The organism is Halomonas kalidii (assembly GCF_030010475.1).
GTDB classification, from domain to species: domain Bacteria; phylum Pseudomonadota; class Gammaproteobacteria; order Pseudomonadales; family Halomonadaceae; genus Halomonas; species Halomonas heilongjiangensis.
On the sequence record NZ_JASCQN010000054.1, the window covers coordinates 50,333 to 71,666 of the forward strand.

A 21,334-nucleotide genomic window follows, 5' to 3' on the forward strand; every position below is an offset into this window, starting at 1 on the left:
AACCCGCTGTTTTTGCAACCCACTGGAAGGAGCCACGACATGACACACCACGACAGCCTGCCCACCGAACAGCGCCAGCGCTGCGAGGTCTGGACCCGCGTGATGGGCTACCACCGCCCGGTCAGCCAGTTCAACCTCGGCAAGCGCGCCGAGCATCGCGAGCGCCGCCACTTCACCGAGTCGGCCACCCGCCGCTGACCCCCTCACGCCGGGCATCCCCGGGTGCCCGGCCCGGAAGCTTCGCCATGTCCGAGAGCAACACGATCCGGCTGCCGGTGGCCGGCCTGACGCCCATGACCACCCTGGACTATCCCGACCAGCTGGCCTGCGTGGTCTTCCTGCAGGGCTGCCCGCTGCGCTGCGGCTACTGCCACAACCCGCAGATGCTGGCACCGCGGCGCGGCGAGCCGCCGGAGTGGCAGGCGGTCCGCGACTTCCTGGCGCGACGGCGCGGGCTGCTCGAGGCGGTGGTGTTCAGCGGCGGTGAGCCGACCCTGCACAACGCCCTGCCGGCCGCCGTCAGCGAGGCGAAGGCCATGGGCTTCAAGGTCGGGCTCCACACCGCCGGGGTCTACCCCCAGCGCCTGGCCGAGCTGCTGCCCCGGCTCGACTGGGTGGGGCTGGACGTCAAGGGTGACGCCGAGACCTTCGACCGCATCGGCGGCCGCCCCGGCCTGCAGGCGGCACACGAGCGCAGCCTGGCCCTGCTGCTGAAAAGCGGCGTCGAGTTCGAGTGCCGCACCACCGTGCACTGGCGCGACTTCGACCTGGCGGCGCTGAAGCGGCTGGCACTAAGCCTGGCCGGGTGCGGCGTGACCCGCTATGCCATCCAGATCGCCCGCCCCGCGCAGTGCCTCGACCGCGACTACACCGCACCGGTCGCCGGCGCCCCGGGGGCGGCGGCACTGGACGCCCTCGTCGAGCGCCTGCGCCCCGCCTTCGCGAGCCTGGCGCTGCGCCGCTGAGCAGCCGCGGCCGCCCGAACCCGCCTCGCCATGATCCGCGTCAAGGGCTGCCGGCGAATGGTCGACTAGCATGGTCGGGTTTTCATCGACAGGAGTCCGCCATGGAGCTCGTCTGCCCCGCCGGCAACCTGCCCGCCCTGAAGCGCGCCGTGGACGAAGGGGCCGATGCCGTCTACTTCGGCTTCCAGAACACCACCAACGCCCGCCAGTTCGCCGGCCTCAACTTCACCGACCGGCGCGCCCGCGAAGGCATCGACTATGCCCACGCCCGCGGCAAGCGGGTGTTCTGCGCCATCAACACCTACCCGCAGCCCGACGGCTGGGCCATGTGGACCCGCGCCGTCGACCAGGCCGCCGAGCTCGGCGTCGACGCCCTGATCCTCGCCGACATGGGGCTGCTCGACTACGCTGTCCGCCGCCATCCGGCGCTCGCCCGCCACCTCTCGGTGCAGGGGTCGGCCACCAGCCATGAGGCGCTGCGCTTCTACCACGAGCAGTTCGGCATCCGGCGCGCCGTGCTGCCGCGGGTGCTGTCGATCACCCAGGTGCGCGACCTGGCCAGGCAGAGCCCGGTGGAGCTCGAGGTGTTCGCCTTCGGCAGCCTGTGCATCATGGCCGAGGGGCGCTGCTACCTGTCGTCCTACCTTACCGGCGAGTCGCCCAACACCCGAGGCGTCTGCTCGCCGGCGGCCCAGGTGCGCTGGGAGGAGACCCCAGAGGGGCTGGAGTCACGCCTGGGTGGCGTGCTGATCGACCGCTACACCGAGGGCGAGCGGGCCGGCTACCCGACCCTGTGCAAGGGGCGCTTCGAGGTGGGGGGCGAGACCTACCACGCCATCGAGGAGCCCACCAGCCTCAACACCCTGGAGCTGTTGCCGGAGCTCGCCGAGCTCGGCATCAGCGCGGTGAAGATCGAGGGCCGCCAGCGCAGCCCGGCCTACGTGTCGAAGGTGGCCGGCATCTGGCACCAGGCGCTCGACCGCCTCGACCGCACGCCCGAGCGCTTCCACCCCGAGCCCGCCTGGATGGCCGGCCTCGACGAGGTCTCGGAAGGCGCCACCACCACCCTGGGCGCCTACGAGCGCCGCTGGAAATAGGAGGCCCCATGCCGCTATCCGACACCCTCACGCTGTCGCTGGGTCCGGTGCTCTTCTACTGGACCCGCGAGCGCTACGCCGACTTCTACCGCGAGGCCGCCGACTGGCCGGTCGAGATCGTCACCCTGGGCGAGTCGGTGTGCTCGCGCCGCCGCGACATGAAGCTCGATGACTGGCTGGGGATCGGCCGCGAGCTGGTCCAGGGCGGCAAGCGGGTGGTGCTGGCGAGCCAGACGCTGATCGAGTCGGAGGCCGACCTGCGCGACCTGCGCCGGCTGTGCGACAACGGCGAGTTCGTGGTCGAGGCCAACGACCAGAGCGCGGTGCAACGCCTCTCCGCCAATGGACTGCCCTTCGTCGCCGGGGCGGCGCTCAACCTCTACAACCCGGCGACCCTGGGCGTGCTGGCCCGCGTCGGCATGCAGCGCTGGCAGGCCCCGGTGGAGATGTCCCGCGCCGACCTGGCGCGGCTGCTGGCCGACTGCCGCGAGGCGGGCATCGAGGCGCCCTGCGAGGTGTTCGCCTACGGTCACCTGCCGCTGGCCTGGTCGTCGCGCTGCTTCACCGCGCGGCGCTACCAGAAGCCCAAGGATCGCTGCCGGTTCGTCTGTCAGAAGCATCCCGAGGGCCTGGCGCTGCGCTCCCAGGAATCCCGCGAGGTGTTCACCCTCAACGGCATCCAGACCCTCTCCGGCGCCTGCCAGGACCTGCGCCACGAGGTGCCGGCCATGGCCGGGATGGGCGTGGCGGTGGCCCGGCTGAGCCCCCGTGCCGAGGGCATGGCCGAGGTGGTCGCCGCCTTCGACGCGGCCCGTCGCGGCACGCTGCCGGCCCCCGACCCGCTCGCCCTGGTCGACGCCGAGATCTGTGACGGCTACTGGCACGGCCGCCCCGGCATCGACAACAGCCGTGGAGCGGCGCGCCCATGAGCCGCCTGGCCACGATCATCGACAGCGTGGCGCTGCCGACCCTGCGCCTGCCCATCGCCGGGCTCGACGCGGCGGACCACCGGGCCTTCCCCGGCCGCCGGGCCTGCGTGATCTACCTGCAGGGGTGCCCGTTGCGCTGCGGCTACTGCGAGAACCCGCAGATGACCACGCCGCGCCGCGGCAGCGCCCGCGAGTGGGAGACGATCCACCGCTTCCTGGCCGAGCGACGGGAGGGCCTGGAGGCCGTGGTGTTCAGCGGCGGCGAACCAACCCTGCACGCCGGCCTGGACGCGGCCGTGGCCGAGGTCAAGGCGATGGGACTCGCGGTGGGCCTGCACACCGCCGGCCCCTACCCCGAGCGGCTGGCGGCCCTGCTGCCCCACCTCGACTGGGTGGCGCTGGACGTCAAGGGGCGCGGCCGCGACTTCGACCGGGTCTGTGGCCGCACCGGCATCTGGCGCCGCCATGTGCGCAGCCTGGAGATGCTGCTGGCCAGCGGCGTCGCCCACGAGTGCCGCACCACGGTGCACTGGCAGGACTTCGGCCTCGCCGATCTGGAGCGCCTGGCGCTGACCCTGGCCGACTGCGGCGTGCGGCGCTACGTGTTGCAACCCGCCCGCACCGACCAGTGCCTCGACCCCGAGTACTGCCGGCCGGTCCCCGGCGCCCCCTCCCTCGCGGCCCTCGACGCCCTGGTGCGGCGTCTCAGGCCCCACTTCGCGCATATCGAGCTGCGCCACTGAGCCATCGATATAGCCTGGGCTCGTAATAGCCCCGGGGCTTTCAGCTGCAATGTCATTGCCAACTCCAGGTGCAAGATGCATCCAGGCGGTTGGCATGCCTCCACGATCAACGAAAGTGCGGCATGACCTCATTGATAAACAGATCGAGTGAGCGCTTCTTCTCGTCGAAGGGCAGCGTATTGTCGGTCCAGAAGCTGTACTCCGTGATGCCCAGCCGTTCATAGCCCTTGAGCCGATCGACCAACTCACCCGGCGTGCCGATCATCATGTTGCGACGCAGGCTGTCGAGCGAGAATTCAGGGTTGTCGGCCACGGCTTCTTCGGATACCGGCTCGAAGAAGCCATCGACCGCCTGCTGGTCGTTCTTGAACCAGGCCAGGAAGTAGCGATAGAAGAGATTGAGAGCTTCGGCGCCTTTTCGCCAGCCCTCCGGGTCGCTTTCCTCGTGTACGTAGGTGTGGCGCAACAGCATCAGATCGGGACGCGGCATATCGGGGTGGTTGGCGCAAGCGGCATCAAACTTGCGCGCCAGGTCCGCCACTTCCTCATCGCCTTTCATCAAGGCCGTCACCATGACATTACAACCATTCTTGACGGCAAAGTCGTGAGAATTAGGATCACGAGCGGCGATCCATATCGGCGGCAACGTGGCCTGTAGGGGCTTGGGAACACTGGTCGTGGCAGGGAAACGATAGACGTCGCCCTGGTGAGCATAGTCTCCCTGCCACAAGCCACGAATTGCCGGCACCATCTCGCGCAGTGCCTGGCCACCCTCCGCCGCCGACATCCCATCGACAAGGCGGTCGAACTCGAACTGGTAGGCACCGCGGGCGATGCCGAACTCGAGCCGGCCGTCACTGATCATGTCGAGCATGGCGGCTTCACCCGCCAGGCGGATCGGATCCCAGAACGGCGCCACGAAGGTACCCGCCCCCAGGCGGATACGCTCGGTCTTGGCCGCCAGGTATGCCAGTTGGGCGGTCGGGCTCGGCGACGAGGTGAATTGCATGCCATGATGTTCACCGATCCAGGCAGTGCGGAAGCCTCCGGCTTCAGCGATCTTCACCAGCTCGCAGAGCTCCTCGAACAGCTGCCGGTGACTCTCGTGGTCGTGATAGCGTTCCATGTGCAGAAAGAGGGAAAACTGCATATCGATTCTCCTGACGAATGTCGTTAGGACGCTTCGGTCCGTCTTCCTGTGGCCAGCTCGGCTTCGCGCCCCTCTTCGCCCAGCGCCTTGATCATGCAGTACGCCATGATCAGCAAGGCAAGCGAGAAGGGAAACGCCGCGGCGATGGCAGCCGTTTGCAGAGCTTCCAGGCCACCGGCCAACAGCAGTACGGCGGAGGTGGCACCGAGCCCCAGGCCCCATATCACTCGGTATAGCTGTGGGGGGTGAGGATTGCCCTTGGCCAGGATGGTGCAGATGACCAGCGTGCCCGAGTCGGCGGACGTCACGAACCAGGTGACGATCATCACGGTGGCCATGGCGACCATGAAGGTGGTGGCCCAGGGCACATCCAGGGCGGCAATGGTCTGGAACAACACCTTGGTCACGTCCGTATTGGCTACTGAAGCCAGGTCGACACCGCCGAACAGCTGCAGATGAAGCGCCGTACCGCCGAAGATGACGATCCAGGTCATCGCGCCCAGGGTGGCGGCCAGCATGCCACCGAGCAGTACTTCACGAATGGTACGCCCGCGTGATATCCGCGCGATGAACATGCCGACATAGGGGCCCCAGGAGAGCCACCATCCCCAGTAGAAGAGGGTCCACCACCCCTGCCACTGACTCTCGGGATCGGAGTTCGTCCAGAACCCCATCGCGACCACGTTGGATAGATAATCACCCAGGCTATTGGTGAAGGTGGCCAGCAGGAAGATGGTCGGCCCGGCCAGGATAAAGAAGGCGAACAGGATCATGCTGAGGTAGATGTTCCATTCACTCAGCAGCCGAATGCCCTTCTTCAGCCCGGATACCGCCGAGAGGGTCGCCATCACCGTGATTCCCAGGACCAGCAGGACCTGGTTGGTGCTGTTGACTTCCATGCCGAACAAACCATTCAGCCCAGCATTCATTTGCGACACCCCGAGCCCCAGCGTCGTGGCGGTACCGAACAGGGTGGCGAAGATCGCCAGCAGGTCGATGGAATGACCGATCGGCCCATGGATGCGCTCGCCAAGCAAAGGGTAGAACGCCGAGCGTATGGTCAGCGGCAGTCCTCTCCGATAGGCGAAATAGGCCAGGATGGCACCGACCAGGATATAGATCGCCCATCCATGCAGTCCCCAGTGGAAGATGGTGATACGCAGGGCGGTCTGTGCCGCCTCCATGGAGTAGGGCTCATCACCGGCCATGGTAATGAAGGGGTTGCCCTGCAGGTGGCTCAAGGGCTCGGCGATGCTCCAGAACAGCAGCCCGGTGCCTACCGCCGCGCTGAACAGCATGGCGAACCAGGTGAAGTTGGAGAATTCGGGACGCTCCTCATCGCTCCCCAGGCGTAACTTGCCGTAGGGGCTGAAGATGATGCCGATGGTGACGATCAGCACCACATTCACCGTCAGGATGTAATACCAGCCGAGCTCCTGTTCGATGAACTGCTTCACGGCCTGATAAGTGCTGTTGGCCAGCGCCGGCTGCAGCACGGTGAAGAGGACGAAGGCGACCACCATCGCTGTCGAAGCGATCGCCATGGTCCTGTCCACACCGGCAAACACTCCGCGCCCTGGGGTGGCCTGTCGAGAGTCTGGCATGGGGAGTCTCTCCCTGGATGTCTTGTAGTTGTGGCTAGTTGTGGCAACGGCGCCCGCAGTGGCACACGAGCCTGGTGGCGTATCGAGCCATGCACTTTGCGGCGATGACTCGTCACGCATTCTGGTATGCCATAATACAGTTCGCAAGTACTTATTCCAGCCGACCTCCCATTCCTCACGCCACCGAATAATATTTTTATTTAAAAAACAATATGATACATCAATCAACCTCTTCGTCATCGCCACTCTTCCGTGCCTTGGTATCGAAGACCTGTTGCTGATTTATTCTTTCGGTATTATGGTATGCCAAGATACAGGAGCCGATGGCTACCCAAACCATCGGCACGGGCCTGACCAGTGGAGGCAACGATGGGCTTTGAGATCCGCAAGATCGCGACCTACCGCGAGACGACCTACATCGAGGGGGGCAAGCGAGGAGAACGCCCGGTGACCATGCTTGGCGTGGCAGCGGTGATCGCCAACCCCTGGCATGGCCGCGGTTTCATCGAGGATCTGGCCCCTGAGATCCGCAGCGGCTGCTCCGCGCTTGGCGAGCGGCTCGTCGAGCTGGTGCTGAAGGAGATCGATGGAGACGCCATCGAGGCGTATGGCAAGGCGGCGGTGGTCGGCACCGACGGCGAGATCGAACACGCCTCGGCCATCATTCACACCCTGCGCTTCGGCAATCACTATCGCGATGCCGTGGGCGCCAAGAGCTACCTGAGCTTCACCAACAAGCGTGGCGGGCCGGGGAGTTCGATCCAGATCCCCATGATGCACAAGCACGACGAGGGCTTCCGCTCGCACTACGTCACCCTGGAGATGCGCATCGAAGACGCTCCCCGCCATGACGAGATCGTTGTCGCGCTGGGTGCCGCCGATGGCGGCCGCCTGCATCCGCGTATCGGTAACCGCTATCAGGATCTGCAGGAACTGGCCGCCGAGGCCGAGCAGGCAGGTGTCAACGACTGAGCAGCGAGGAGGCAGGTGTCAACGACTGAGCAGCGAGGAGGCAGCATGGAGCTCACCCAGGCACGCAAGACGCCCGACGGCACCCGCTTCTGGCGGTTGGGCCGGGGAACGCCGGTTGTCCTCATCCATGGCGTGGGCCTCGACGCCACCATGTGGCAATCGCAAGTCGAGGCACTGGCGCAACACCATGACGTCATCGCCTACGACATGCTCGGCCATGGCGGCAGCGCCCTGCCCCGGGAAGAGGCCGGGCTGGATGACTATGCGGACCAACTGGCGACACTGCTCGACCACCTGGGACTCGAGCGGGTTGCCGTGGTGGGCTTCTCGATGGGCGGGCTGGTGGCGCGCGCTTTTGCCCTGCGCCACCCGGAACGCCTGGCGGCGATGGTGATACTGTCCAGCGTCTTCGATCGCGACGAAAACGAGCGGAGCGGGGTTCGGCAACGCCTGGCCCAGACCCGCGAACGGGGGCCCGCGGCCAATATCGGCTCGGCGTTGCAGCGCTGGTTCAGCCCGGCCTTCCATCGGGCCCATCCGGAGCGGATCGCCGCGATTCACGAGATCGTCAGCAGCAACCATCCCCAAGGGTACTACCGCAGCTATGCCCTGTTCGGTAGCGAGGACCGCTTCGGTGCCGAGCGTCTGGGAGCGATTCGCGTGCCGGTCCTGGTCGCCACCGGCGAACTGGATCCGGGCTCCACGCCTCGCATGGCCCAGGCCCTGGCGGAACGATTGCCCAATGCCGAGGTGCATATCTTCCCCGGTCAACGCCATATGGTACCCGTGGAGGATCATGAAGCCGTCAACACCGTGCTGCTGCGGTTTCTCTCCAGGGCCTTTGCCCACACCCCGTTCAAGGAGGCACTCCGATGAGCCTGGATACGCTACGCATGTACATCGACGGGGAGTGGGTGGCCGCCCTCTCCGGCGCCACCTTCGACAGCTACGACCCTGCGACCGGCGAGGCATGGTGTCACGTGCCGGACGCCGATGCCCAGGATGTCGATGTCGCCGTACGGGCCGCGCAACGAGCCTTCGAGGCCCCCGCCTGGGCCGGCCTAACCGCCACCGCGCGCGGTAAGCTGCTGTACCGGCTCGGCGACTTGATCGCCGAGCACGGAGAGGAACTCGCCCAGCTGGAGAGTCGCGACAACGGCAAGTTGATTCGCGAAACGCGCGGTCAGGTCGGCTATCTCCCCGAATTCTTCTATTACAACGCCGGCCTGGCGGACAAGATCGTTGGCGAAACCCTGCCACTGGACAAGGCGGACATGTTCGGTGCCACCGTGCGGGTCCCACTGGGCGTGGTGGCCGCCATCGTGCCATGGAACAGTCCCCTGTATCTGACCGCCATCAAGCTCGCTCCGGCGCTGGCGGCCGGCAACACCGTGGTCATCAAGCCCTCGGAGCATGCCTCGGCGAGCCTGATCATGCTGATGCGCCTGGTCGAACAAGCCGGCTTCCCTCCCGGCGTGGTCAACCTGGTCACCGGCTTCGGCCCGACCACGGGAGCGGCACTCACCAGCCATCCCCTGGTACGCAAGATCGCCTTCACAGGCGGTGCCGACGCTGCCCGTCACGTCGTTCGTAACAGTGCCGAGAACTTCGCCAGGCTGTCGCTGGAGCTGGGTGGCAAATCCCCCAACATCCTGTTCGAGGATGCCGACCTGGACAGCGCCATCAATGGCGTGGTGGCCGGAATATTCGCCGCTTCCGGACAGAGCTGCGTGGCGGGGTCGCGCCTGCTGATTCAGCGCAGCATCTACGATGACGTCATCGAGCGCCTTCGCGAGCGGGCGCGCACCATCCGCATCGGCGACCCCTCGGATGCCGAGACCGAAATGGGCCCCATGGCCACCCAGGCACAACTGGACACCGTGGAACGCATGGTCGCACAGGCGCAAGCCGATGGTGCGCAGCTGCTTTACGGCGGCACGCGCCCGGACATCGCGAACGGTTGGTACTACACCCCGACGATCCTGGCCTGCACGGCACATGACATGCCGATCATGCAGGAGGAGGTCTTCGGCCCAGTGGTCGCGGCGATTCCCTTCGACGATGAGGCCGAGGCGCTGAGCCTGGCCAATGACAGCCAATACGGCTTGGCCGCCGGTATCTGGACCCGGGACGTCGGGCGTGCCCATCGCCTCAGCCGCGATATCAAGGCCGGCATCCTGTGGGTCAATACCTATCGCGCCGTCTCCGCCATGGCACCGATCGGTGGCTTCGGCGCCAGCGGCTACGGGCGCGAGGGCGGTATCGATGCGGTACACGACTACACCGAACTCAAGACGCTGTGGATCAACTTGTCCACGCACCCCATGCCCGACCCCTTCGTCATGCGTTGAATGCGGAGCGCACCATGATCGATAGCCAGCACTACAAGCAAGTCCTCGGCGCCTTCCCGACCGGGGTCACCATCGTCACGGCCCTCGACGAGGAGGACCGCGTGGTCGGCTTCACGGCCAGCGCCTTCTCGGCGGTATCCATGGATCCCCCTCTGGTCCTGATCTGCCCCAGCCTCGGCTCGGACTCCTATCCGGTGATCAAGCGTACTGGCCGCTTCGCGGTGCATATCCTCGGACACGACCAGCAGTCCATCGCCTACCGCTTCGCCGGCAAGGGGCGCGACAAGGTCGAGGGGGTCGCCTGGCACCGCTCCGCGCATGGCAACGCCATTCTCGACGGCGCCACGGCCTATCTGGAATGTCGGCTGTGGGAAGATTACCCAGGTGGCGATCACGCCATCGTCGTGGGAGAGGTACAGAGTCTCTGGCTCGGTAACGACAAGCTCGACCCCCTGCTTTACTGTCGAGGCAAGATGGACAAGCTGCCGGAGTCCCTCCGCTTGGCTGCGGCGACAGCCTGAGCCACATACCAAGAGGCATTTCCCCTATGTCACAAGAACGGTCACAGGAACGTTACGAAAAAGGCCTGGAAAAGCGACGCCGTGTGCTCGGCGCCGAGTACGTCGACCAGTCGATCCGCAATGCCGACGACTTCACCCGGCCACTCCAGCAGTTGGTCACCGAATACTGCTGGGGCGAGGTGTGGCAACGCCAGGGGCTCAGTGACCGCGATCGCAGCGTGATAAACTTGGCCATGATCACCGCCCTGAACCGCCCCCACGAACTGCGCCTGCACATCCGCGGGGCGATCAACAACGGTCTCAGCGTCGAGGAAATCCGCGAGATTCTGCTGCAAACCGCGGTCTACTGCGGGGTGCCGGCGGCCATCGACGCCTTCCGTAACGCCCGTGAGGTGCTGAGCGAAATGGGTGAACTATAGCCTGGGAGCATGACAAGGGCGGCCCCCTGGACCAGGAGATGTAACGATGCGAAGAGCGCTACGGGATGACAGCCTCCGGGTCACTCGTAATCAACCGACCCTCCGCGAGATCGTGGTCGACAAGCTGCGTCAGGCCATCATGACCTTCCAGTTGCTGCCTGGCGACCGTCTGGTGGAGCGCGACCTGTGTGAACGCCTGGGCGTCAGCCGCACCTCGGTGCGCGAAGCCTTGCGCCAACTCGAAGCCGAGGGTCTGGTGGAGCATGCGGGTACCCGTGGGCCGCGTGTCGCCGTGATCACGCTGGAGGACGCCCGGGATATCTACGAGCTGCGCTGCATGTTGGAAAGCACGGTGGTTCAGCTTTTCACCCAGAAGGCCAATCGTCGCCAGATGGCCGAACTGGACCGGGCCTGGGAGCTACTCAAGGAGGCGCTACGCGAAGGCGAGACCCAGGAGATCGTCGAAGCCGTCAGCGACTTCTATGGCGTGCTCTACGACGGTGCCGGCAACCGTATCGCCGGTCAGATCCTCAGCCAGTTGCAGGCCCGCGTCAACTACCTGCGGGCGACCTCGGTCTCCCAGAAAGCCCGCTCCCTCGACAGCTTCCGCGAAATGGCACGCATCGTCGAAGCGATCAAGGCGCGTGACCCCGCCGCCGCCCATGAGGCGTGCGTAGGACACATCCAGGCAGCCGCCAAGGTCGCCCTGGCGGCCCTGGCGGCCAAGAGTGGCCAATCGCCGGAACCGATCACGCCGCCCCTGCGGGTCGACCCCAGCCGGTAGCGAGGCTCCATGCATCTCTATTGCTGTCGTTGCGGCCATCATCCCCTCGACCACGGCGTGCCCGAAGGCGATACTCATGAACGGCTCACTTGCAGTGCCTGTGGCCATGTCTACTACGACAATCCCAAGGTCATTGCCGGCGCCATCATCGAGCACGAAGGGCGCTTGCTGCTGTGTCAGCGTGGCATACCGCCGCGCGTGGGCACCTGGACCCTGCCTGCGGGCTTCATGGAGCGAGGGGAAAGCGTCGAGGAAGCCGCGCAGCGCGAGGTCATGGAAGAGACGGGCATCGATGCCGAGATCCTCACCCCCTACTCGATCTTCAGCGTTCCCCCGACCAATGAGCTCTATATCATCTATCGAGCCCGGCTGCGGGAATGGCGTGCCTCTCCGGGACACGAGACACTGGATGTGAAGTGGTTCCATCCGGGAGACATCCCCTGGGACGAAATCTTCTATCCTGCCATCCGCCAGATCCTCGAGCGCTATATCGACGAGCATGCCGGCGGCACCTACGGCATCTATAGCGGCAGTATGGAAGGCGGCACCATCCACTTCATGCGCTAACGCTGCTCCTAGGGCGGCGAGACGATCTCCACCACCTCCAGGTCAAAGCCCGCCAAGCCCTTGTAGTTCAAGGGTGCCCCCATCAGCCTCAGCTTGCCCACACCGAGATCGGCGAGGATCTGCGAACCGGTACCCGTCGAGGAGTAGTGCCGGGGAGACGGGCTGTCACTGGGCGGCTTGTTGAGCCGGGTGGCCCGCGACAACAGGCTCTGCGGCGATTCATGGCTGGCGAGTATTACCACCACGCCATGGCGTTCCGCTGCTACCGCTTCCAGGGACGACCATAACGACCACGCCCTGGGACCTTGATACTCGGCCCCCACCAGGTCGCGTAGCGGATCCATCACATGCACCCGCACCAACGTCGGCCTGGCGGCATCCATCTCGCCCATGGTCAGCGCCAGATGTGCTTCACCGCTGATGGTATCTTCGTAGGTATGCAGGGTGAACTCACCATGCACGGTCTGCAGGGGTTCCTGACCCGTCGGAACCACCGTCTTCTCGGTGGCCAGGCGATACTGGATCAGGTCGGCGATGGTACCGATGCGCAATCCGTGTCGACGAGCGAAGGCCTCCAGTTCGGGACGACGCGCCATGCTGCCGTCATCATTCATGATCTCGACGATCACCGCCGCCGGCTCCTGGCCGGCCAGACGCGCCAGATCGCATCCGGCCTCGGTGTGGCCGGCGCGACTCAGCACTCCGCCATCATGGGCACGCAACGGAAAGACATGGCCGGGCTGCACCAGATCCCGAGGCTGGGCGTTCGGTGCCACCGCCGCCTTCACCGTGGTCGCCCGATCCGCCGCGGAGATGCCGGTGGTCACGCCCTCGCGCGCCTCGATGGAGACCGTAAAGGCGGTGGCAAAGCCGGAACCGTTGTTCTCGACCATGGGCGCCAGCCCCAGCTGGTCGCAGCGCGCGCCACTCAGCGTCAGGCAGATCAGACCGCGGGCATGTGTCGCCATGAAATTGATGGCGTCAGGGGTAACGTGGCCGGCGGCCATGACGATATCTCCCTCATTCTCACGATCCTCATCGTCGAGCAGGATGACCATGCGCCCCTGACGGATATCCTCGATGATGTCTTCGATTCGATCGAATGCCATAACGGTTCCGGTCCACTTGGTAGGTATCGATGGGTGGTGAGCATAGGACTCGCCATCATTTTGGCATACCATAATACAAACAGTCACTGCCCATCGGAGAACGTCATGCCCAAAGGCTACTGGATCGCCAACATCACCGTGATTCATCCCCACGACTACGCCCACTACCAGGCCTTGGCCCCGGAAGCCTTCTCTCGCTTCGGCGCCAGGTTTCTCGCCCGGGGGGGCCAACGTACCGCCATGGAGGGTCGCGACACCCCACAGCGGAGCGTGATCATCGAGTTTCCCAGTTACGAGCAGGCGCTCGACTGCTATCACTCCGAGGAATACCAGAGGGCCAAGATCGCGCGGAATGGCACTGCCGACGTGGATATTGTCATAGTGGAAGGCTTATAGCCCGGTCGAGATACTTGGGCAACGGTGACTGCTGGACCAAGCCCCACCCTGAAAATCCTCTCCCCACGTCGCGCATATCGAGCCGCGCCACTGACCGGACATACCGTCGCGGCCAGCTCGCCAGCGGCAAGCGGGCCACGCCGGCGGGGCGCCGGGACCGCGCCTATGCTATTGGGTCTATCGAGAGGAAAGGCGTCGGAGGTATCGTCATGACCCATCCCTGCACAGGACAGGCCCCGACTTACCGGCTGTTCTATTCACCGGACAGCGCCAACCTGGTGATACGCATGGTGCTGGAAGAGCTCGGCGCGGGCTACCGGGCCGTGCGGATCGACCGCGCCAGGGGCGGACTCGACGATCCGGCCTTTCGCACCCTGAATCCCCAGGGGCTGCTACCGGTCCTGGTGGACGAGACCGGCGGGGTCCCGCTGTTCGAGACCGGGGCCATCCTGCTGCACCTGTGCGAGCGGCACGCCAGTCTGGCGATCACGGACCCGGCGCACAGAGGGCCTTTCCTCGCCTGGCTATTCTTCCTTTCCAACACCCTGCACGCCGATCTGCGGGTGCGGTTCTACGCCTGGCGCTATGCCGAAGGCAAGGCGGAGATCCAGCACCTCAGGGAGATGCTGAGTCGCCGCATTCAGCAGCATCTGCAACTGCTCGAAGAGCTTGCCGACCATGGCCAGGGAGCGGGGTTGCTGCCGAGTGGCCCCAGCGTGCTCGACCCCTACCTGGCCTGCCTGGTTCGCTGGATGCAGCTCTACCCCCTCGACGCCCCCCTCGGGGGCATCGCCCGGGACGAGTACCCGCATCTCGTCCAACTGTTGAGGCGCCTGGAAGGCCGACCGGCCATCCGCCGTGCGGCGGCAGCCGAGGGCATCGAGGGGCGGCTGTTCCTCACCCCCGACTATCCTCGCGGCGACCCGTGCCGGCTCGTAGGTCACGCCCCGAACCAGATCGACTGAGCCACGCGAAGGCCGTGGCGCTTAGCCGCACTTCGACCAGCCGCAGCCGGCGTAGCAGGTGGGGCAGCCGTCCATCATGATCAGCTCGCCGTTGCACTCGGGGCAGTGGCCGACCACGGTGGGATGGCCGCTCTTGTCGTGGGCCTCGCGCTCGGCGTGGGCGATCGCCTCCGGGGTCGGCGGCTGCCAGGCATGGCCGCTGGCCAGCCGCTGGGCGTAGCGGCTGACCAGGTCCTCCACCGGCACCTGGTTGCCGTCGATGTCGAGGAAGCCGCGGCGGTAGAGGATCTGCTGGATCGACCAGGCGATGGCCGCGACCTCGGAGTCGTGGAACATCGGCTTGCCCCAGCGATTCATGCCGCAACGCACCAGGCCCTTGTCCCAGGCCACCTTGCGCAGGTCGGCCACCGCCTGGGTGACGTAGCCGCCGCGGGCGGCCAGCGACAGGCTGCGCATGGTGGCGGTGATCCACTGATGCTCGCTGGAGAGCTGGCCGGAGGGGAAGAAGAACTCCACCGGGCGCTCGATCACCACCCGCTTGCCGCCCAGCACGCCCTCCACGGGCATGAACGACACCAGCAGGTAGACCTTCTTGCGGCCCTCGGCACCGACATAGGAGATCTTCTCCGACACGGCCTCCAGGGTGCCCTCGGGACGCGACGGGATGCGCACCGTGAGCGGGTTCTCGTCGAGCAGCGGCGGGGCTTCCTCGACCGCCTTCTTGACACTGTAGGAAACGATCTTCGAGGTGATTTCGACGGCCATCAGCGGGCTCCTTGAATTCTGGGCATCATGACTCTCGCGTGGAACCGGCGCTTACCATTTTCCATAGGTCCCCTCCTTGAGCGCGTCATAGAGGTTCGCCGCATTGTGCTCCTCGCCGTCGTAGATCACCTTCTCGTCGCCCCTGAGCTCCAGGGTCTCGCCGTTCTCGAGCTCGAAGACGTAGGTGGTGTTCTTGAGGTCGTCCTCGCGCACCAGCACGCCCTGGAAGGCCTCGGGGTTGAAGCGGAAGGTGGTGCAGCCCTTGAGCTGGCTGTCGTAGGCGTCGAGGTAGAGGCCCTTGAAGTCGTCGAAGGCGAAGTCGGTGGGCACGTTCACCGTCTTGGAGATCGCCGAGTCGACCCAGGCCTGGGCCGCCGCCTGCACCGCCACGTGCTGCTTCGGGGAGACCGCATCGGCGGTGATGAAGTAGTCGGGCAGGTCGCTCTCCACCGCATCGGCGGCGATGAAGTGGCGGTAGGCGGCCAGCTCGAAGGAGACCACCTCGACCTGCTCCTTGGTCTTCTTGCCCGCCTGGATGACGTTGCGGAAGTAGCGGTGCGAGAACGACGGCTCGATGCCGTTGGAGGCGTTGTTGCCCAGGGACAGCGAGATGGTGCCGGTCGGCGCGATGGACGAGTGGTGGGTGAAGCGCGCGCCGTGCTCGGAGAGCGCCGCGACCAGCTCCGGCTCGACCTCGGCGACCTTCTGCATGTAGCGGCTGTAGCGGGCGTGCAGCAGGCGACCCGGCACCTTGTCGCCGACCTCGTAGCCGTCCTTGGCCAGCTCCGGCCGGCTGCGCAGCATCTTGGGGGTGATCTCGAACTCCTCGGCCAGGATCGGCGCCATGCCCTTCTCGCGGGAGAGCTCGAGGGCCTGTTTCCAGCCCTCGATGGCGAGGGTACGGCTCACCTCCTCGGTGAAGGCCAGCGACTCCGGCGAGCCGTAGGGGATCTTGAGCATGGTCAGGGTCGACCCCAGGCCCAGGAAGCCCATGCCGTGGCGGCGCTTGGCCTCGATCTCGCGGCGCTGGCCGGCCAGCGGCAGGCTGCTGATCTCCACCACGTTGTCGAGCATGCGGGTGAAGATCGCCACCACCTTGCGGTAGCGCTCCCAGTCGAAGCGCGGCTTCTTGCCGAAGGGCTCGATGACGAAGCGGGTCAGGTTGACCGAACCGAGCAGGCAGGCGCCCTCGGGCGGCAGGGGTTGTTCACCGCAGGGGTTGGTGGCGCGGATCTCCTCGCAGAACCAGTTGTTGTTCATGCGGTTGACCTGGTCGATCAGGATGAAGCCCGGCTCGGCGAAGTCGTAGGTCGAGCGCATGATGGTGTCCCACAGCTCGCGCGCGCGGATCACCTCGACGATGCGACAGGCCACGCGGCCCTCGGCGTCGACGGTGTAGCCCTCCTCGATCACCGGCCAGTCGCGGTAGATGAGCTCGTCGGGGCCCACGTCCTCCCGCTCGCCGGCGTGCAGCGGGAAGGCCAGGGGCCAGTCGGCGTCGCTCCTGACCGCCTCCATGAACTCGTCGGTGATCAGCAGGCTGAGGTTGAACTGGCGCAGCCGGCCGGCCTCGCGCTTGGCCTCGATGAACTGGCGGACATCGGGGTGGCCGACGTCGAAGGTGCCCATCTGGGCACCGCGGCGCCCGCCCGCCGAGGCCACCGTGAAGCACATCTTGTCGTAGATATCCATGAACGCCAGGGGGCCGTTGGTGCCGGCACCGGCACCGAACACGAAGGCGCCCTTGTGGCGCAGGGTGGAGAACTCGTAGCCGATGCCGCAACCCGCCTTGAGGGTCATGCCGGCGTCCACCACCGAGTCGAGGATGTCGTGCATGGAGTCGCGGATGGTGCGCGACACCGTGCAGTTGATCAGGCTCACCGCCGGCTTGTAGTCGTCGGCGCCGGCGTTGGACATGATCCGCCCGGCCGGAATCGCGCCGTTCTCCAGCGCCCAGCGAAACTTCGGCAGCCACTCGTCGGCCTGGTCGCCCTCCACCGCGGCCAGGGCGCGGGCCACCCGCTCCCAGGTGGCCGCCACGTCCTTGTCCACCGGACGCCCGTGGCGATCCTTGAGCCGGTACTTGGAATCCCAGATATCACGGGAGGGAACCTGCATCGGTACCTCGTTGGATGTCTTGACGGCCTTGGCGGGAGTGCTCATTCAGGGGTCTCCAGAGAAGTCTAGGATAACGGGGTCAGTGATCGCGGCGCGCCAGCCGCTCGAGTCGCATCAGCCATGCGCCGAGCCGTCCCTGGGCCAGGCCCTCCTCGCGGCCGTCGAGCAGGTTCTTGACCGTCAGGCCGAGCTCGGTGTCGCCCTCGATCAACAGGCGACGCTGGAAGAACAGGGCATCGGGGTCCTCGCGGCGGGTGGCCAGGCACAGGAACTCGCGCCAGCCACCGCGGATGGTCGCCTCGCCGGCCTCGCGGCAGAGCACCAGGTGCCCCGCCTCGAGCCCCAGGGTCAGCACCACCCCCAGGTCCTCGACCCTCAGGGTGATGCGGCGCCCCTCGAGGACATCGAATTCGCCCTCGGCCAGTGGCTCGGCGAAGGTGCGGTTGAGCAGCGGTTCGACCAGACGACGCTTGACGGCAATGGGCACTCGCGGATCGAGGGCACGGATCAGCCGGCTCGGGGCGAGCGGGCGTGGCAGTGACATACCAACTCTCCTGATGACGATGCGGCCGGGGCCGCCGAACCGCTCATCCTAGGCCTCATGAAAGACGTTCGCCCTGACATGCGTCAAGCCCCGGCCGGTGCGACCACCCGCTGGCGGCTGAGTACCATATATAGACCATTCGACCACAGCAAGCACAAGATGTCGTTGCATTTGACCGTCAACGCTGCGACGGTCTACCGCCGCCCAGTTGCCCCGGGAGGCTGCCAGGGAAGCGGGGGGCGTCTGGTCAGACCGTGCGCGAGTAGCGCCCCTCGCTGCGGCTCAGGTAGGCATCGAAGGCCATGGCGGCGTTGCGCATCATCAGCCGCCCGGCCGGCAACACCTCGATCTCGCCCTCGCGGATCGCCAGCAGGCCGTCGGCTTCCATCTCGGCGAGTTCGACGAGGGCGTCGGCGAAGTAGTCGCGGAAGGCGATGCCGTGGGCACGTTCGATCGCGGCGAAGTCGATGCGGCCGTGGCACATCAGGGCATTGATCACGTCGCGGCGCAGGCGATCGTCGTCGTTGAGCCGGTAGCCGCGCATCACCGGCAGCCGGCCGGCCTCCAGCCGGTGCTGGTACTGGGCGGTCTCCTTGACATTCTGGCTGTAGCTGTCACCGACCTTGCCGATGGAGGTGATCCCCAGGCCGATCATGTCGCAGTCGGCATGGGTCGAGTAGCCCTGGAAGTTGCGCTGCAGGGTACCGTTCTCGCGGGCCAGGGAGAGCTCGTCCTCGGGCAGCGCGAAGTGGTCCATGCCGATATAGACATAGCCGGCCGCGGAGAGCCGGCGGATGGTCAGCTCCAGCAGCTCGAGCTTGCGCTCCGGGGGCGGCATGTCCTCGGGGCGGATCAGCCGCTGGGCCTTGAACAGCTCGGGCAGGTGGGCGTAGCTGTAGGCGGCGATGCGGTCGGGCCGCAGGGCGATGATCTTGTCCAGGGTGACGTCGAAGCTCGCCACCGTCTGCAGCGGCAGGCCGTAGATCAGGTCGACGCTGACCGACTGGAAGCCGGCCTCGCGGGCCGCCTGCACCAGCGCCACCACCTGCGCCTCGCTCTGGATGCGGTTGACGGCCTGCTGGACGTCGGCATCGAAGTCCTGCACGCCGAAGCTCAGGCGGTTGAAGCCCAGCGACCGCAGCTCATGGATCTGCTCGGGGGTGACGGTGCGCGGGTCCACCTCCAGCGAGAACTCGCGCGCCTTCGGCGGGGCGAAGTGGAAGGCCGCATCCAGCGCCTCCATCAGCTCGCCCAGCTGGGCGTTGCTCAGGTAGGTGGGGGTGCCGCCGCCCAGGTGCAGCTGGGTCATGCGCCGCGCGGCATCGAACAGCGCGGCCTGGCCCCGGATCTCCCGCTTCAGCCACTCGAGGTACTCGGCGGCCCGCTCGGTGTTGTGGGTGATGATCTTGTTGCAGGCGCAGTAGTAGCAGAGGCTCTTGCAGAACGGGATGTGCACGTACACCGACAGCGGCTTGGGCGACTCGGCCCGATTGCTGCGCTCCGCCGCCGCGCGGTAGTCGTCCTCGGCGAAGGCCGCATGGAACTGGGGCGCCGTGGGGTAGGAGGTGTAGCGCGGCCCCGGGCGGTCGTACTTCTCCACCAGGGGGCGGTTGAATTGCAGATCCTGTGGCATGTCGTGAAGCGGCCTCTTGAAGCCTGTATTCGAGCAGGAACGGGGGGCAGCGCTCGCGGGCCCCGCCGAATGAAGGAAGTATGCCATCCGCCGTCTGCAGCGTCGGTACCCTTCAAGAGGTAGTTGACCCAGGTCAAAGGAGGGAGCGCCCGAGGCGAGCAGCGTTGCAGCGCCAACTAACATTCATGTAAATTGCATCTTATAATGCCTTCCGGAGGACACCATGCGGCCGACCACGATGATCTCGCGACTCACCTGGGGCACCCTGGCCTGTGGCTGCATCGGCCTGGGGGCCGCCGGCCTGGTGGTACCGCTGCTGCCGACCACCCCGTTTCTGCTGGTGGCCGCCTGGGCCGCCCCCAAGGGATCGCCGCGCCTGGCACGCTGGCTGTGGGAGCACCCCCACCTGGGCCCGACCCTGCACGCCTGGCGAGAGCAGCGCGCCGTGCCCCGCCGCGCCAAGTGGCTGGCCTGGGGGCTGCTGGCGGCAAGCTGGCTGGTGGTGTGGCGGGGCGGGGCACCGCTCCCCATACTGGCACTGACGGCGGCGCTCTTCTGCGGGGTAGGCACCTTCCTGCTGCTGCGACCCGATGCCACACGCGCACCCGCCATGGAGGAAAGGGAGCTGGTAAACTGAACAGACGTTGACCCATCGTTATCGTCCGATTACCCAGTCACGAGGCGCCGAATCCCGCCATGCACCTGACCCGCTTTACCGACTACTCGCTGCGCGTGCTGATCTTCCTGGCCGTCAAGGGCGAGGAACGCTCCACGATCCAGGAGATCGCCGAGCGATTCGAGGTCTCTCACAACCACCTGATGAAGGTGGTGCAGGAGCTCGCCCACAAGGGTTACATCACGGCCATCCGCGGCAAGAACGGCGGCCTGCTGCTCAGGAAGGCGCCGGAAGAGATCTCCCTCGGCGCCCTGATACGCGACACCGAGCACGATCTGCTGCTGGTCGAGTGCTTCGGCGACCAGAACGAGTGCCTGATCACCCCGGCGTGTCGCCTCAAGCCGATACTGGCCGAGGCCCTGAAGGCCTTCCTCGACGTGCTCGACCAGTACACCCTGGCCGATATGCTGGGGCCACAGCGTCCCCAACTCGCCCAGTTGCTGCGCATCGAGCCCGCGAGCTGAACATGTCCGGGGCGCCGAAGTGGCTTATGCTGACACACGTCAGCATCCCATCCTCGGCCCACTGGCACCATGGGCCCCTTCGGCCCGGGACTCCGGGTTTCTTGACGCCAACAAAGATGCATCATGGAGATTGGTTATGAAACGACTGGCCGCCACCACCCTCACCGGTATCGCCGCCCTGGCATTCACCGCCATCGCCCAGGCGGAGCCCGACGGCGAGGCGATCTACAACCAGGCCTGCATGGCCTGCCACATGACCGGCGCCGCCGGCGCGCCCATCAAGGACGACGAGGAGGCCTGGGCGCCTCGCCTGGAGCAGGGCATGGAGACCCTCTACGACCACGCCATCAACGGCTTCCAGGCCATGCCGCCCAAGGGGGGACAGATGAACCTGAGTGACGAGGAGGTCAAGGCCGCGGTCGACTTCATGCTCGAACCGATGCTCTGAGACCGAGCCACCCAGCAGGCAGGGGGGACACCCGCCGATGTGAGGGGGCGCCATGCGCGGCAAGAGGGGGCGCCATGCGCGGCAAGGCGCCTCGTCGCTCTTCTCTCTTGAGGC

24 protein-coding genes are annotated in these 21,334 nt (G+C 66.2%); 17 read left to right on the forward strand and 7 right to left on the reverse strand.

From position 1 onward, the window contains the following. Positions 1-39 precede the first annotated feature (39 nt). The 5 genes from nrdD (at position 40) to QLQ85_RS20765 (ending at position 3,734) form a co-directional block, all read left to right on the forward strand. Complete coding sequence (nrdD, locus tag QLQ85_RS20745; RefSeq protein ID WP_102629162.1) at positions 40-198, forward strand: anaerobic ribonucleoside-triphosphate reductase; 159 nt, start codon at positions 40-42, stop codon at positions 196-198. A gap of 47 nt (positions 199-245) precedes the next feature. Further along, positions 246-965 (forward strand): anaerobic ribonucleoside-triphosphate reductase activating protein, encoded by a 720-nt coding sequence (locus tag QLQ85_RS20750; protein WP_282740739.1) that lies wholly within the window; start codon positions 246-248, stop codon positions 963-965. A 101-nt stretch (positions 966-1,066) separates the two neighbouring features. Next, positions 1,067-2,062: a ubiquinone anaerobic biosynthesis protein UbiU gene (gene ubiU, locus QLQ85_RS20755; protein ID WP_282740740.1), complete on the forward strand. Its 996-nt coding sequence runs from the start codon at positions 1,067-1,069 to the stop codon at positions 2,060-2,062. Between the two features lie 8 nt (positions 2,063-2,070). Beyond that, complete coding sequence (locus QLQ85_RS20760) at positions 2,071-2,991, forward strand: U32 family peptidase (RefSeq protein WP_282740741.1); 921 nt, start codon at positions 2,071-2,073, stop codon at positions 2,989-2,991. Then, the gene (locus QLQ85_RS20765) at positions 2,988-3,734 is read left to right on the forward strand and encodes an anaerobic ribonucleoside-triphosphate reductase activating protein (RefSeq protein ID WP_282740742.1); all 747 of its coding nucleotides are present in this window, start codon (positions 2,988-2,990) and stop codon (positions 3,732-3,734) included. Before QLQ85_RS20760 ends, QLQ85_RS20765 begins: the two co-directional genes overlap by 4 nt. A 106-nt stretch (positions 3,735-3,840) precedes the next feature. On the opposite strand, the gene QLQ85_RS20770 is transcribed toward QLQ85_RS20765, so the two are convergent. Together QLQ85_RS20770 and QLQ85_RS20775 are read right to left on the reverse strand one after the other, a co-directional pair. Continuing rightward, a complete protein-coding gene (locus QLQ85_RS20770; protein WP_282740743.1) occupies positions 3,841-4,884 on the reverse strand; it encodes an LLM class flavin-dependent oxidoreductase in 1,044 nt (347 codons plus the stop codon). 23 nt (positions 4,885-4,907) lie between these two features. Beyond that, on the reverse strand, positions 4,908-6,428 hold the full coding sequence (locus QLQ85_RS20775) for a BCCT family transporter (protein ID WP_282740744.1): 1,521 nt from the start codon (positions 6,426-6,428) through the stop codon (positions 4,908-4,910). A gap of 429 nt (positions 6,429-6,857) precedes the next feature. On the opposite strand from QLQ85_RS20775, the gene QLQ85_RS20780 reads away from it, so the two are divergent. Genes QLQ85_RS20780 through QLQ85_RS20810 form a run of 7 tightly spaced genes read left to right on the forward strand, consistent with a single transcriptional unit; the run spans position 6,858 to position 12,102 of the window. Next, positions 6,858-7,460 carry an amino acid synthesis family protein gene (locus QLQ85_RS20780; RefSeq protein WP_282740746.1) on the forward strand — a complete coding sequence of 201 codons (603 nt, stop codon included), beginning with the start codon at positions 6,858-6,860 and terminating at the stop codon, positions 7,458-7,460. A 45-nt stretch (positions 7,461-7,505) separates the two neighbouring features. After that, entirely contained in the window at positions 7,506-8,336 is an 831-nt protein-coding gene (locus QLQ85_RS20785) for an alpha/beta fold hydrolase (RefSeq protein WP_282740747.1), read from the forward strand. Then, positions 8,333-9,811, forward strand: a complete 1,479-nt coding sequence (locus tag QLQ85_RS20790) for an aldehyde dehydrogenase (RefSeq protein WP_282740748.1) — start codon at positions 8,333-8,335, stop codon at positions 9,809-9,811. Before QLQ85_RS20785 ends, QLQ85_RS20790 begins: the two co-directional genes overlap by 4 nt. Before the next feature lie 14 nt (positions 9,812-9,825). Continuing rightward, positions 9,826-10,332 (forward strand): flavin reductase family protein, encoded by a 507-nt coding sequence (locus tag QLQ85_RS20795; protein ID WP_282740749.1) that lies wholly within the window; start codon positions 9,826-9,828, stop codon positions 10,330-10,332. 26 nt (positions 10,333-10,358) lie between these two features. Further along, complete coding sequence (gene pcaC / locus QLQ85_RS20800; protein WP_282740750.1) at positions 10,359-10,751, forward strand: 4-carboxymuconolactone decarboxylase; 393 nt, start codon at positions 10,359-10,361, stop codon at positions 10,749-10,751. Between the two features lie 46 nt (positions 10,752-10,797). Then, positions 10,798-11,535, forward strand: a complete 738-nt coding sequence (locus tag QLQ85_RS20805) for a GntR family transcriptional regulator (RefSeq protein ID WP_282740751.1) — start codon at positions 10,798-10,800, stop codon at positions 11,533-11,535. Between the two features lie 9 nt (positions 11,536-11,544). Continuing rightward, positions 11,545-12,102: an NUDIX hydrolase gene (locus QLQ85_RS20810; RefSeq protein ID WP_282740752.1), complete on the forward strand. Its 558-nt coding sequence runs from the start codon at positions 11,545-11,547 to the stop codon at positions 12,100-12,102. A gap of 8 nt (positions 12,103-12,110) precedes the next feature. On the opposite strand, the gene ribBA is transcribed toward QLQ85_RS20810, so the two are convergent. Beyond that, complete coding sequence (gene ribBA, locus QLQ85_RS20815; RefSeq protein WP_282740753.1) at positions 12,111-13,211, reverse strand: bifunctional 3,4-dihydroxy-2-butanone-4-phosphate synthase/GTP cyclohydrolase II; 1,101 nt, start codon at positions 13,209-13,211, stop codon at positions 12,111-12,113. 105 nt (positions 13,212-13,316) lie between these two features. Here ribBA and QLQ85_RS20820 point away from each other — a divergent pair, with 105 nt between their 5' ends. Then, positions 13,317-13,607, forward strand: coding sequence for a DUF1330 domain-containing protein (locus tag QLQ85_RS20820; RefSeq protein ID WP_282740754.1), 291 nt, complete (start codon positions 13,317-13,319; stop codon positions 13,605-13,607). A gap of 209 nt (positions 13,608-13,816) precedes the next feature. After that, complete coding sequence (locus QLQ85_RS20825) at positions 13,817-14,572, forward strand: glutathione S-transferase family protein (protein ID WP_282740755.1); 756 nt, start codon at positions 13,817-13,819, stop codon at positions 14,570-14,572. 21 nt (positions 14,573-14,593) lie between these two features. Here QLQ85_RS20825 and QLQ85_RS20830 read toward each other — a convergent pair whose 3' ends face one another. The 4 genes from QLQ85_RS20830 to hemN all read right to left on the reverse strand — a co-directional run bounded on the left by QLQ85_RS20830 (position 14,594) and on the right by hemN (position 19,632). Beyond that, positions 14,594-15,337 (reverse strand): ribonucleoside-diphosphate reductase, encoded by a 744-nt coding sequence (locus tag QLQ85_RS20830; RefSeq protein ID WP_282740756.1) that lies wholly within the window; start codon positions 15,335-15,337, stop codon positions 14,594-14,596. A 51-nt stretch (positions 15,338-15,388) separates the two neighbouring features. Further along, positions 15,389-17,500 (reverse strand): adenosylcobalamin-dependent ribonucleoside-diphosphate reductase, encoded by a 2,112-nt coding sequence (locus QLQ85_RS20835; protein ID WP_282740757.1) that lies wholly within the window; start codon positions 17,498-17,500, stop codon positions 15,389-15,391. 34 nt (positions 17,501-17,534) lie between these two features. Beyond that, positions 17,535-17,999, reverse strand: a complete 465-nt coding sequence (gene ubiT, locus QLQ85_RS20840; RefSeq protein WP_282740758.1) for a ubiquinone anaerobic biosynthesis accessory factor UbiT — start codon at positions 17,997-17,999, stop codon at positions 17,535-17,537. A 247-nt stretch (positions 18,000-18,246) separates the two neighbouring features. Next, positions 18,247-19,632, reverse strand: a complete 1,386-nt coding sequence (hemN, locus tag QLQ85_RS20845) for an oxygen-independent coproporphyrinogen III oxidase (RefSeq protein ID WP_282740759.1) — start codon at positions 19,630-19,632, stop codon at positions 18,247-18,249. Positions 19,633-19,855: 223 nt separating this feature from the next. Between hemN and QLQ85_RS20850 the strand changes: the two genes are divergently transcribed. The 3 genes from QLQ85_RS20850 (at position 19,856) to QLQ85_RS20860 (ending at position 21,220) form a co-directional block, all read left to right on the forward strand. Continuing rightward, positions 19,856-20,269: a YbaN family protein gene (locus QLQ85_RS20850; RefSeq protein WP_282740760.1), complete on the forward strand. Its 414-nt coding sequence runs from the start codon at positions 19,856-19,858 to the stop codon at positions 20,267-20,269. 59 nt (positions 20,270-20,328) lie between these two features. After that, a complete protein-coding gene (locus tag QLQ85_RS20855; protein WP_282722663.1) occupies positions 20,329-20,772 on the forward strand; it encodes an Rrf2 family transcriptional regulator in 444 nt (147 codons plus the stop codon). A 136-nt stretch (positions 20,773-20,908) separates the two neighbouring features. Next, positions 20,909-21,220 carry a c-type cytochrome gene (locus tag QLQ85_RS20860; protein ID WP_282740761.1) on the forward strand — a complete coding sequence of 104 codons (312 nt, stop codon included), beginning with the start codon at positions 20,909-20,911 and terminating at the stop codon, positions 21,218-21,220. The last annotated feature ends 114 nt before the right edge of the window (positions 21,221-21,334 follow it).